This window comes from Streptomyces sp. ALI-76-A, assembly GCF_030287445.1.
In the GTDB taxonomy this organism is placed as follows: domain Bacteria; phylum Actinomycetota; class Actinomycetes; order Streptomycetales; family Streptomycetaceae; genus Streptomyces.
The window spans coordinates 174,406-187,001 of sequence record NZ_JASVWB010000004.1 but is presented as its reverse complement, the minus strand read 5'-3'; the positions used below and the strand labels follow the sequence as shown (position 1 = coordinate 187,001).

Genomic DNA, 12,596 nt, shown 5'->3' with positions numbered 1-12,596 from the left:
CGGGGCAGTGTAGACATGCCGCCATCGGATGTTTACGTAAACATAACAGCTCACCGCTTTCCCGGGTGGCTTGATGTTTACGTCGACGTCAGCGGTGGGCGCGGCACCGGCCACGGATGTCAGGCCGCCTCCGCCAGTTCCAGGACGTGGACGAGCGAGGAACGACATGACGACGCTGCAACCGCCGGCGGCCGCCCAGGCGCGGCCGGCACCACCCCCGGCGAAACGGGACCGCCGCTCCTGGACGGGGTGGGGTTTCATCGGTCCCTTCGTGGCCGTGTTCGCCCTGGTGTTCCTGGCTCCGATCGTGTACTCGATCTATCTGAGCCTCTACCGCAACCAGCTCATCGGCGGGAACACCTTCGTCGGCCTCGACAACTACACGCAGGCCCTCCAGGACGACCAGTTCTGGGCCTCGCTCGGCCGGGTCTCGCTGTTCCTGTGCATCCAGGTGCCGATCATGCTGGGCATCGCCCTGCTGGTGGCGCTGGCCCTGGACAGCGGGCGGCTGTACGGCAAGAGCTTCTTCCGCATCTCGATCTTCCTGCCGTACGCGGTGCCCGCCGTCGTCGCCACCCTGATGTGGGGCTTCATGTACGGCACGAAGTACGGGCTGGTCGGCGACATCAACGAGGCGTTCGGCGTCACGCTGCCGGACCCGCTCTCGCCCGACCTGGTGCTGGCGTCCATCGGCAACATCGTCACCTGGGAGTTCGTCGGCTACAACATGCTGATCTTCTACTCGGCGCTGCGCGTCATCCCGCAGTCCCTGTACGAGGCGGCGGAGATCGACGGCGCCGGACAGATCCGCGTCATCACGGCGATCAAGCTGCCCGCGATCCGCGGGGCCCTCGTGATCGCCACGATCTTCTCCATCATCGGCAGCTTCCAGCTCTTCAACGAGCCGAACATCCTGCGGCCGCTGGCCCGCAACGCCCTCACCACCGACTACACCCCGAACTTCTACACGTACTCGCTGTCCTTCAACGGCCAGCAGCACAACTACTCCGCGACGGTGGCCATCATCATGGGGCTGATCACGATGGTGATCGCCTATGTCGTGCAGCTGCGCGGCATGCGCAAGGGAGCGTGACCCGATGAGCACCCCTGTCACAACCGACTCCCCCTCCGTGCCGGCCCGGCCCGCCGGCCCCGTCAGGAGCACGCCGCGGCTGCGCGGTCCGCGCAGGCCCCACTCCGCCGGCCGGCCCAAGCGCAGCGTGCTGCTGACGGTGCTGACCTCCCTGGTGGTCCTCTACACCGTGGTGCCGCTGATCTGGCTGGTCATCAACGCCACCAAGACCCAGGCGGGCCTCGCCGACTCCAGCGGGCTCTGGTTCAGCGACGACTTCGCCCTGTGGAGCAACATCCGGGACACGTTCACGTACGACGACGGCGTGTTCACCCGCTGGCTCCTGAACACCCTGCTGTACGTGGTGCTCGGCGCGGGCGGTGCCACCTTCCTCGCGGTCCTGGGCGGTTACGCGCTGGCGAAGTTCGACTTCCCCGGCAAGCGCGGGATCTTCGCCGTGGTCATCGGTGCCGTGGCCGTCCCCGGCACGGCCCTCGCGGTGCCCACCTTCCTGATGTTCAGCAAGATGGGCCTGACCGACACCCCGTGGGCGGTGATCATCCCCTCGCTGGTCTCCCCGTTCGGTCTCTACCTGATGTGGGTCTTCGCCACCGAGGCGATCCCCACCGAACTCCTCGAGGCCGCCCGCATCGACGGGGCCGGCGAGGCGCGTACCTTCTTCACCGTCGCCCTGCCCCTGCTCTCCCCCGGCATCGTGACCGTGCTGCTCTTCACCACGGTCGCCACCTGGAACAACTACTTCCTGCCGCTGATCATGCTCAAGGACTCGGACTGGTATCCGCTGACCCTGGGCCTGAGCGTCTGGAACTCCCAGGCGGAGACGATCGGCGGTGACGTGATCTTCAACCTGGTGATCACCGGATCGCTGCTCACCATCGTGCCGCTGATCGCCGCGTTCCTGCTGCTCCAGAAGTACTGGCAGTCCGGTCTCGCGGCGGGAAGCGTCAAGGAGTGACCCCGCGGCTTCCGGGCCGCCCCTCAGCCCCACATCGCGTCATCCCCACCCTCACCCTGTCCCACCCACGAAGAAGTGGAAGCACCTCCATGCGCAGAAAGACGAGCCGCCTGCTGCGCGGCATCGCCCTCCTCTCCACCCTCGCCCTGGGCGCCACCGCGTGCGGCGGCTCCGAGGACGGCTCCGACCAGAAGGCGGTCTCCGCCTCGGACGTCCAGGCGGCCCTCAAGAAGGGCGGCACCGTCACGGTGTGGGCCTGGGAGCCCACCCTGAAGTCGGTCGCCGCCGACTTCGAGAAGAAGTACCCCAAGGTCAAGATCAACCTCGTCAGCGAGCGGTCCGGCGACAAGCACTACACCGCGCTGTCGAACGCCATATCGGCCGAGAAGGGCGTGCCGGACGTCGCCCAGGTCGAGTACTTCGCGCTGGGGCAGTACGCCCTCACCAAGGGCCTGACCGACCTGGCCCCCTACGGCGCCGACAAGCTGGCCTCCAAGTACAGCCCCGGCCCGTGGAACGCGGTGACCGAGGACAAGGCCGTCTACGGCCTGCCGATGGACGCCGGCCCGATGGCGCTGTACTACAACAAGAAGGTCTTCGACAAGCACAAGGTCGCCGTCCCGACCACCTGGGACGAGTACGTCGAGGCGGCCCGCAAGCTGCACAAGGCCGACCCCAAGGTCTACATCGCCAACGACGCGGGCGACGCGGGCTTCACCACCAGCATGCTGTGGCAGGCCGGTTCGCGTCCCTACCAGGTCGACGGCACCAACGTGAAGGTCGACTTCGCCGACGCGGGCGCCAAGAAGTACACCGCGACCTGGCAGAAGCTGATCGACGAGAAGCTGCTCGCGCCGATCAACGGCTGGACCGACGACTGGTACAAGGGCCTGGGCGACGGCACCATCGCCACCCTGGCCAGCGGCGCCTGGATGCCCGCCAACTTCGTCACCGGCGTGCCGAACGCCTCCGGTGACTGGCGCGCGGCCCCGATGCCGGCCTGGACCAAGGGCGACAAGGCCAGCGCGGAGAACGGCGGCAGTTCGCTCGCCCTGCCCGCGCTGGGCAAGAACAAGGAACTCGCCTACGCCTTCGTCGACTACGCGAACGCCGGCGACGGCGTGCAGGCCCGGGTGAAGCAGGGCGCCTTCCCGGCGACCACCGCGGAGCTGCAGGACCCCGAGTTCCAGAGCACCAAGTTCGACTACTTCGGCGGCCAGGAAGCCAACAAGATCTTCGCCGACTCCGCCGCCAACGTCGCCGACGACTGGTCGTACCTGCCCTTCCAGCAGTACGCCAACTCGATCTTCAACGACACCGTCGGCAAGGCCTACGTCTCCGGGACCACCCTGGAGCAGGGCCTGAAGGCCTGGCAGGACGCCTCCGTCAAGTACGGCAACGAGCAGGGCTTCACCGTCGAGAAGTAGGACGCCGGGCGGCGCGGTGGACCCCGCGCCGCCCCCCGTTGCACCACCGGAAGGACCATCATGATCTCCACCCTCCTGTCCCGCGGGCGGCGCGGGGCGGACGGTGACCCCGTCGTCCCCCGTCTCGCGTACGGCGCCGACTACAACCCGGAGCAGTGGCCCCGCGAGGTGTGGGAGGAGGACGTCCGGCTGATGCGGGAGGCCGGCGTCACCATCGTGTCCGTGGGGATCTTCTCCTGGGCCCGCATCCAGCCGAGCGCGGACACCTGGGACTTCGGCTGGCTCGACGAGGTCATGGACCTGCTCCACGCGGGCGGCATCGGCGTCGACCTGGCCACCGCCACCGCGTCCCCGCCGCCCTGGCTGAGCACCGCCCACCCGGAGATCCTGCCGGTCACCGCGCACGGCGAGACCCTGTGGCCGGGCGCCCGCCAGCACTGGCGGCCCACCTCGCCGGTCTTCCGCGAGCACGCCCTGCGCCTCGTCCGGGAGATGGCGGACCGCTACCGGGACCACCCCGCCCTGGTCGCCTGGCACGTCTCCAACGAGCTGGGCTGCCACAACGTGTACGACTACTCCGACGACGCGGCCCGTGCCTTCCGCGGCTGGCTGCGCGCCCGTTACGGCACGCTCGACGCGCTCAACCACGCCTGGGGCACGGCGTTCTGGTCGCAGCGCTACGGCGACTGGGAGCAGATCCTGCCGCCGCGGCTCGCCGCCTCGCACCCGAACCCGACCCAGCAGCTGGACTTCAAGCGGTTCTCGTCGGACGCGCTGAAGGACTACCTGCGGGCCGAGCGGGACATCCTGCGCGAGATCACCCCGGACGTGCCGGTCACCACCAACTTCATGGTGATGGGCGGCACCAAGGGCATGAACTACCCGGACTGGGCGGAGGAGATCGACTTCGTCTCCAACGACCACTACGTCCACCCCGGCTCCCAGGACCGCGACGAGCTGTCCTTCTCCGCGAACCTCACCAGCGGTATCGCGGGCGGACGGCCCTGGTTCCTGATGGAGCACTCCACCAGCGCCGTCAACTGGCAGCCGGTGAACGTGGCCAAGCGGCCGGGCGACCTGGCCCGCGACTCGCTGCTGCACGTGGCGCACGGCGCCGACGCGGTGTGCTTCTTCCAGTGGCGGCAGTCGGCGGCCGGTGCCGAGAAGTACCACTCGGCGATGGTCCCGCACGCCGGCGCGGACAGCGAGCTGTTCCGTGCCGTCGCCGCGCTCGGTGCCACGCTGGAGACCCTGGCCCCCGTCGCCGGTTCGGACCGGGAGCCGGCCCGGGTCGGGATCGTGTACGACTGGGAGTCGTGGTGGGCGAGCGAACAGGACTCCCACCCCACGGCCCTGCTGGACTACCGGCAGGAGGCGCTCGACTGGTACTCGGCACTCCTCGCCCTCGGTGTCCGCGCCGACCTCGTCACCACCCGCGCCGACCTGTCCCGCCACCAGGTGCTGATCGCCCCGGTGCTGCACATGGTCCCCGCCGACCTCGCCAAGGAGCTGACGCGGTACGCCGAGCAGGGCGGCCACCTGATCACCACGTACTTCTCGGCGGTCGTCGACGAGAACGACCACGTCTGGCTCGGCGGCTATCCGGGAGCCCTGCGCGACCTTCTCGGCCTGCGCGTCGAGGAGTTCGGGCCGCTGCTCGCCGGTGACACGGTCGAGCTGGACGACGCCACCACCGGCAGCCTGTGGACCGACCGGATCACGGTCACCGACCCGCAGACAGAGGTCCTGGTCCGCTACCGCACCGGCACGCAGGCCGGCCGGCCCGCCGTGACCCGGCGTCCCACCGGCGGCGGTTCGGCCTCCTACGTGTCCACGCGGCTCGGCGTCGAGGGGCTCACCGCCCTGCTGCCGCGCTTGCTCGGACCGGCCGGCGTGGAGAGCGAACTGCCCGAAGAGGTACGCGGCCTGGTCGAACTGACCGTGCGCCGCGACGCCGACAGCCGGTTCCTGTTCCTGGTCAACCGGACCGACGACACCGTGCCGGTGACCGGTCTCGCCGGCGAGGTCCTGATCGGCGGCGCCGACGACGGCACGCTCACCCTCGGCCCCAGGGACGTCGCCGTACTGCGGCAGCCCGCCGGCTGAGCCCCGGCACCGCTTCACACCGCACCCGCACGCACGACTCCTCGAACGGCACACACCGTCCGAGGACCGTCCCCTCCCGCTCCGTGGCGGGAGGGGACATCGCAGCGACCACACTCCAGTTGGGAGCACACGATGGCACGCCGTACCCGCAGCAGACGGTCCCTCGGGGCCGCCGCACTCACGGCCCTGGCCACCGGGGCCGCCCTGCTCAGCGTCCCCGCACAGGCCCAGGCCGCCACCTCCGTCACCGTGCAGCCGGACCCGTCGTACAAGCAGGAGAAGTTCGAGGGCTGGGGCACCAGCCTGGTCTGGTTCGCCAACGCCACCGGCGACTACCCGCCGGAGATACGCGAGAAGCTGGCGAAACTGCTCTTCGGCGACGACGGCCTGGCGCTGAACATCGCCCGGTACAACATCGGCGGCGGCAACGCCCCCGACGTCAAGGACTACCTGCGCGCCGGCGGCGCCGTCGAGGGATGGTGGAAGGCGCCCGCGGGCACCACCCGCGAGGACACCGACTGGTGGAGCGCCGACGACCCGGCCGACTGGAACAAGGACGCCGACGCCACCCAGCGCTGGTGGGTGGAGCGCATCAAGAAGGACATCGACCACTGGGAGACCTTCAGCAACTCCCCGCCGTGGTTCATGACGGAGAGCGGCTACGTCTCCGGTGGGTTCGACGCCAACGCCGACCAGCTCAAGGCCGAGTCGGTCGACGACTTCGCCGCCTACATGGCGGGCGCGACCAAGCGGCTGGAGAAGGCGGAGGGCATCAAGGTCGACACCGTCGACCCGTTCAACGAGCCCAACACCGGCTACTGGAGCACGCGTCTGGGCCCTGACGGCGAGCCGGTCGGCGGCCGTCAGGAAGGCGCCCACATCGGCCCGGAACTCCAGCAGAAGGTTCTCGCCGCGCTGGCGCCGGAGCTGAGGAAGGCGAAGGTCAAGGCGGAGATCTCGGCGATGGACGAGACCAACCCGTCCCTCTTCGCCCAGAACTGGAACGCCTACTCCCAGGCCTCGCGCGACCTGGTCGACCAGCTGAACGTGCACACCTACGGCACCGGGCAGCGCACCACCGCGCGGGACCTCGCCAAGGCCGCGGACAAGCCGCTGTGGATGAGCGAGGTCGAGGGCGACTGGGGCGACGGGCAGAGCTTCACCGACATGCGGCCCGGTCTCGGGCTGGCCCAGCAGATCGTCAACGACCTGCGCGAACTGGAGCCCAGCGCCTGGGTGTTCTGGCAGCCGGTCGAGGACTACGACAACATGAAGCCGGGCGGCGAGTCCGCCAAGGGCGGCAACTGGGGCAGCATCCAGCTCTCGTTCAGCTGCACCTCGAAGGACACTTTGGAGTCCTGCCCGATCTACACGAACACCAAGTTCGACACCGCCCGCAACTTCACGCACTTCATCAAGCCCGGTGACAAGCTGATCAAGGTGGACGACACCTCCAGCGCCGCCGCCGTGACCGCGAACGGCAAGGGCGCCTCGCTCGTCCACGTCAACAGCACCACCGCGCCGCGTACGGTCACCATCGACCTGTCGAAGTTCCGCAAGGTCAGCGGTGCCGCGACCGTCACACCGGTGGTCACCAGCGCCGACGGCAAGCTCGCGCCGCAGGCTCCGGTCAAGGTCAGCGACCGCAAGGCCACCTTCACGGTGCCCGCCCAGTCGGTGACCTCCTTCGCCATCAAGGGCGTGTCCGGTGTCGCGAAGGACGCCCCGCTGCTGAGCAAGGGCGACACGTACACGCTGACCGGCGTGCAGAGCGGCAAGGCGGTGACCGTCGGCGCCAACGGCACGAACCTGGTCATCGGCACGGACAACGGCACCAGCGCCCAGCAGTGGCAGCTCAGCGCCCGGTACGGCGAGACCGGCGCCCGCCAGCGGTACGTCTTCAGCAACCCCGCCGAGGGCAAGCGGCTGGCCGTGCGGGACAACGTGCCCGTGGTGGAGCCCGACACCGGTGAGCGGGACCGGGCCACCGAGTGGATCATGTCGACCACCGGTGACGGCACCTGGACCCTGGTCAACGCGGCCACCGGACGTCTCCTGGAGGTCGGCGGCCAGGCGACGAACGAGGGTGCGGCCGTCACGACATGGCAGCCCAACTCCGGCTCCAACCAGCGCTGGAAGGTCACGAACGTGACCGACGAGGTGACGGCCGACTAGCCGTCCCGGCACCCGCGCACACCGAGCCCTGTCGCACCGCGTCCGCCGCGGTGCGACAGGGCTCTCGGCGTTGCTCCGTTCGAGTGGTGCGTCCCCGGTCGTGGCCGTACCGTCGGTACCGGCGGGCCGACCGGACGCGGGGACCAGCGGGAGCTGACATGCGCACACGTGGGATGACGAAGGCGGCGACGCTCTGTGCCGCCGCGGTGTTCGTGGCGGCCATGGGGCCGGCCTCCGCCGCTCCCGAGGCGGCGCCCGCGGCCACGCGGTCCATGGAGCAGCCATCGCCGCGGACCGTGCTGGTGGACTGCTTCTGGCAGGCGCAGGTGCGGCCGGCCGACTTCATGCTCGCCTGCGGCGACGGCAACAGCAGGCTGACCTCGCTGCGCTGGTCCCAGTGGGACCAGGACAAGGCGGTGGCCAGGGGCCGCAACCTCGTCAACGACTGCGATCCGTACTGCGCGGAGGGCACCTTCCGCTCGTATCCGGTCGTCGTCCGGCTCGACCGTCCCGAGCGCTGGGACAAGGACCCGGACCTGCGGCACTACGGCCGGATGACCCTCACCTACCCCGACGGCAGGCCGGAGCGGCTGGCGCCCGTGGAGACATATCCGCTGTGGGACTGACCGGGGCGACGGCGTACCGCGCCAGGGGCCACGGGCGTCAGAGTGCCCCGGCACGGTGCACGACCAGGCTCGCGACCTCGAAGGACAGCTCGCTGACCGCCGGCTCGGGCGGCGGGTGGTAGCGGCCCGCGCACACGGAGAGGTTCACGATGAGGTGGGCGTACCAGTCCCGGCCCACTCCGCGTCCGTCGGAGTAGACCGGTGTGCCGTTGAGGAACCACGTCACGCTGGCTGCGCCGAACCGCACCGCCAGGTCGATCCAGCCGCCGGGACACACCGCCGCGTCACGGTGGTAGCGGTGTCCGCCGCGTACATGGTTGGAGAACTCCAGGAGGTCCGGGTGGTCGGGGTGGTACTCGAACACGTCGATCTCCTGGCCGCCGTCGAGCCAGGTCCACACGGCCGGCCAGGCACCCGTCCCGGTGGGCAGCCGCACCCGGGTCTCCAGCCGGTCCCCGGCGCGCAGCGTGAAACCCTCCTCGCTCTCCTCCGTGGTCAGCAGTCCCGTGTCCCACAGTCCGTCGGGGCGGCGCGTGGCCCGGAACACGCCGCCCCGGAAGTACGCGGGGTCGGTGGCGAGGTGGTCCAGTTTGTCGTCGTCCGGGTTCACCGGGCCGCCGTCGGGATAGGCCCAGGAACGGCCCGCGACCCATTGGCGGGGCGAGTCGAAATCGGCTGTGAAAACGGCTCGGGTCACCGTCGCTCTCCTCGTCCCTCGGCTGCGGTGGCGCGCGGGTGTCCTCCCCCGGCGGTCCGCGTCCATGCGACGGACGACCGGTCGGGCCGTGCCTTCCACCCGACGGAGTGAGCGGTGCGTACGGGTGTCCGCTCGGCCGCTCCCCGGAACGGGAGACGGTGCGGTGCGCCGGAGCGGCGGTGGGCGATCGCGAAGGCTCCCCTCCTCCCCCGCACAGTCGTCCGCTCCGGCCGCCCTCGGCGTCAGGAGACGGCCGGGTGGGCCTGGGCCGGCGCGTGGGCGCTCAGCCGCCGACGGGCTCGCCCGTCCGGAAGTCCGTACCCATCGGCCCCCGGGGTCAGGAGTCGGCCTGGTGGGCAGGGTCGGTGTTCGGCGCTCGGCAGTCGGCGCTCGGCAGTCGGAGTCGGCAGTCGGCAGGGGCTTGTTCCCGTCGTCACCGTCTCTCGTCCGGCTGCGGGGGCATGAGGTCGGCGATGAGGCGGTCGCTCGTCACGGTCCGGTCGTCCTTGTGGGCCCGCCACCGGTCGAAGGTGTGCGCCGCGGCGTCCGCGAAGGTGCCGGGCAGGCCGCTGTCGCGCCAGGCGTCGGCGATCTCCCGCATCTCCGGCTCCCACCGCCAGGCCCGGGCACCCGCGCTCGCCAGCTGCTCCGGAGCGGCCAGCGGGGTGCCGGGCAACAGGTGCGCCGCGAGGTCGCGCAGGTCGTCGAGGACGCCGTGGCCGGCGGCGAGGGCGCAGGCCTCGGCGGCGAGCGCGTAGGAGATCTTGTTGTAGGCGGCGAAGGCCAGCTTGAGCGCCGAGGCCCGGCCGACCGGACCGGCCAGCACGACGGGAGTCAGCAGGGTCCCGGCGAACAGGGTCCGGACCGTGTCCACCGCCGTGTCGTCGCCCGAGAGGTACAGCCGGGTGGTGTCGGCCTCGCGGGGCGGCGGCCCGGTGATGCCTCCGTCCACCACGCGCGCGCCGTTGCCCCGCATCACCTGGGCGATCTCCTCCATGTGGTCGGGGCTGATCGCGTTGGCGTCGACGTAGACGCCGTGGAAGCCGGTGGCCGCGATCCGGCGGGCCACGTCGAGGGCGGCGGCCGGCGGGCACACGCTCAGGATCACCCCGCACTCGGCGGTCAGCTCCGCCGTGCTCGCGGCGGGCGTGAGCCCCAGCGCGGCGGCCCGTTCCCGGGTGGCGGCCGACCGTCCCTGTGCCAGCCACCGGACCCGGGCGCCGGCCGCCACGGCCTGCGCGGCCACCCGCGCTCCCATGGAGCCGGGGTGCAGGATCCCCACGTCGGCACGCGTCATGCCGGGACCCTGTCGCCGCGCCCGCACGGGCCGGCGATCAGCCATGACTCGCGTGCACGGGACTGTGGGACAACTCCGGCGGGCACGGATCCCGTCGTGCCCTGCGGTCCCGCAGCCAGTCGTGCGCGCCCACCCCGAGCGCGCCCAGCACCGGCGCGATGCCGCAGCCCACCGCGACCGCGACCGCCGACCGGTAGTCGTGCGGGCCGGCGCTCAGCACCAGGTAGAACAGGCCCGGCAGGGCGGCCGTACCGACGGCTCCGCCCAGCCGCTGCCCCGTCTGGAGGGCGCCGCCCGCCGCGCCCGCCATCCGGACCGGTACGTCCCGCAGGGTCATGGTGACGTTCGGCGAGATCACGCAGCCGCTGCCCAGGCCGCCGACGAACAGGGCGGGGGCCGCGAGCCACACCGCGAGGCCGGCGGGGGCGAAGCGCAGGCTCAGGGCGGCCCCGCCCAGTCCGACGGCCACGGCGGCGAGGCCGCACACGGTCAGCAGCCGTCCCAGCCGCTCCACCAGACGCCCGGCCACCACGGCGGCGAGGGCGGAGCCGATGGCGAACGGGGTCACCGCCAGTCCCGACCGCAGCGGCGAGAATCCCTCACCGTTCTGGAAGTACAGGGCGAACACCAGCCACACGCCGCTGAACCCGACAAAGTACAGGGTGGCGATGGCGGCCCCGGCCGCGTAACCGCGGGTGCCGGTGACCAGCTGGGGATCGAGCAGCGGCTGTCGACCACGCGCGGCGACCCGCCGTTCCCAGCGGGCGAAGGCCCCCAGGAGGGCTGCCCCGGCGAGGAAGAGCCACCACAGTCTCCGCACGCCGCCGGACTCCGCGAGCACGAGGGGCAGCATCACCGCCAGCACCCCGCAGCCGAGCAGGGCGACGCCCGCGAGATCGAGGTGTTCACCGCGGCGGGGAGCGATCCTCGGCAGCAGCCGCAGTCCCAGCACCAGGGCGAGCGCTCCGACGGGGACGTTGACGTAGAAGATCCAGCGCCAGCCCTGCGGTCCGTCGGCGAGCATCAGGATCAGTCCGCCGACGACCGGGCCGACGGCGCTGGAGATACCCACCGTGGCCCCGAACAGGCCGAACGCCCGGCCGCGTTCGGCGCCCCGGAACATCTGCTGGATCAGGGCGGAGTTCTGCGGGGCGAGACAGCCCGCGGCGACGCCCTGGGCCAGCCGGGCCACGACCAGCAGTTCGATCGAGGGGGCCGCGCCCGCCGCCGCGCTGCACACCACGAACCCCGTCAGCGCCAGCAGGAAGATCCGGCGCCGGCCGATCGCGTCGCCCAGCCGCCCGGCGGTCACCAGGACCAGGGCGAACGTGAGGGCGTATCCCGAGACGACCCACTGGATGGCGGGTGCCGAGGCGTGCAGGTCGCGTTGCATGGACGGCAGCGCCACCGCGACGATCGTCACGTCCAGCAGGCTCATGAACCCGGCCACCAGCGTCACCCACAGGGCCTTCCACCGCCTGGGGTCGGCTCCCTCGCTGACGGTCGCCGGGCCTCCTGCCGGGCCGTCCGCCTTCGTCTCCGTGCTCACCCGGGCTCCTCTCCCCGTCGGCCTTCCCCGCCTCCCTGAGTATCCCGAAGCGCACGGATCAGCTCACTTCACGATTTCCACACGTTTCCGTCATGAGGCGTTCACCGAACAAGTAGGCTGCTGCCGCTCTGCTCGCACCACTGGGGGGATTTCCCATGCGTATGCGCCATGTCCTGGCGGCCACCGCCACCGTCGGCCTGATAGCCGCCGTGGCGGCCGCGCCGGCCCAGGCCGCCGAGTACTCCTCGGCCCTGAAGCTCAAGGGCGTCCAGTACGACGCGCCCGGTTCGGACTCCAACAACTGCACGACCGGCAACACCAGGAACGAGTACCTGACGATCAAGAACTACTCGTCCGCGACGACCGTCAACCTCAAGGGCTACGTGGTCAAGGACGAGGCAGGCAACCGCTTCGCCTTCACCGCCGACCACTCGTTGCAGCCCGGCGACCACGTGAAGCTGCGCGGCGGCAGAGGCACCGACTCCGACGCGAACAACGTGGTGTACCGGCAGAACTGCAACTTCATGTGGAACAACGACAAGGACACGATCTACTTCTACAAGCCCTCCGGCAGCCGGGCCGACGTGCACGCCTACACCCGGAACGGCTCCGACCCCGACCGCAACGGCTACGTCAACTTCCACGGCTGACGGGCCCCGACCGGCACGGCT

The 12,596-nt window shown here is 70.9% G+C and carries 10 protein-coding genes; 7 read left to right on the top strand and 3 right to left on the bottom strand.

The features are described 5' to 3' along the window. The first annotated feature begins 166 nt into the window (after window positions 1-166). From QQS16_RS37410 to QQS16_RS37385, 6 genes are all read left to right on the top strand, one after another. Entirely contained in the window at window positions 167-1,093 is a 927-nt protein-coding gene (locus tag QQS16_RS37410) for a carbohydrate ABC transporter permease (RefSeq protein WP_286066985.1), read from the top strand. A gap of 4 nt (window positions 1,094-1,097) precedes the next feature. Beyond that, window positions 1,098-2,048 carry a carbohydrate ABC transporter permease gene (locus QQS16_RS37405; RefSeq protein WP_286066984.1) on the top strand — a complete coding sequence of 317 codons (951 nt, stop codon included), beginning with the start codon at window positions 1,098-1,100 and terminating at the stop codon, window positions 2,046-2,048. 89 nt (window positions 2,049-2,137) lie between these two features. Continuing rightward, window positions 2,138-3,475: an ABC transporter substrate-binding protein gene (locus tag QQS16_RS37400; RefSeq protein ID WP_286066983.1), complete on the top strand. Its 1,338-nt coding sequence runs from the start codon at window positions 2,138-2,140 to the stop codon at window positions 3,473-3,475. Window positions 3,476-3,535: 60 nt separating this feature from the next. After that, entirely contained in the window at window positions 3,536-5,581 is a 2,046-nt protein-coding gene (locus QQS16_RS37395) for a beta-galactosidase (RefSeq protein WP_286066982.1), read from the top strand. 132 nt (window positions 5,582-5,713) lie between these two features. After that, the gene (locus tag QQS16_RS37390) at window positions 5,714-7,756 is read left to right on the top strand and encodes a glycoside hydrolase (RefSeq protein WP_286066981.1); all 2,043 of its coding nucleotides are present in this window, start codon (window positions 5,714-5,716) and stop codon (window positions 7,754-7,756) included. A gap of 158 nt (window positions 7,757-7,914) precedes the next feature. Beyond that, window positions 7,915-8,382, top strand: coding sequence for a hypothetical protein (locus QQS16_RS37385; protein ID WP_286066980.1), 468 nt, complete (start codon window positions 7,915-7,917; stop codon window positions 8,380-8,382). A 37-nt stretch (window positions 8,383-8,419) separates the two neighbouring features. On the opposite strand, the gene QQS16_RS37380 is transcribed toward QQS16_RS37385, so the two are convergent. The 3 genes from QQS16_RS37380 to QQS16_RS37370 form a co-directional block, all read right to left on the bottom strand. Continuing rightward, window positions 8,420-9,079 (bottom strand): LamG domain-containing protein, encoded by a 660-nt coding sequence (locus QQS16_RS37380; RefSeq protein ID WP_286066979.1) that lies wholly within the window; start codon window positions 9,077-9,079, stop codon window positions 8,420-8,422. 433 nt (window positions 9,080-9,512) lie between these two features. Then, a complete protein-coding gene (locus tag QQS16_RS37375; RefSeq protein WP_286066978.1) occupies window positions 9,513-10,376 on the bottom strand; it encodes an NAD(P)-dependent oxidoreductase in 864 nt (287 codons plus the stop codon). A 37-nt stretch (window positions 10,377-10,413) separates the two neighbouring features. After that, window positions 10,414-11,925 (bottom strand): MFS transporter, encoded by a 1,512-nt coding sequence (locus tag QQS16_RS37370; protein WP_502963954.1) that lies wholly within the window; start codon window positions 11,923-11,925, stop codon window positions 10,414-10,416. A gap of 155 nt (window positions 11,926-12,080) precedes the next feature. Here QQS16_RS37370 and QQS16_RS37365 point away from each other — a divergent pair, with 155 nt between their 5' ends. Then, a complete protein-coding gene (locus tag QQS16_RS37365) occupies window positions 12,081-12,575 on the top strand; it encodes a lamin tail domain-containing protein (RefSeq protein WP_286066977.1) in 495 nt (164 codons plus the stop codon). The last annotated feature ends 21 nt before the right edge of the window (window positions 12,576-12,596 follow it).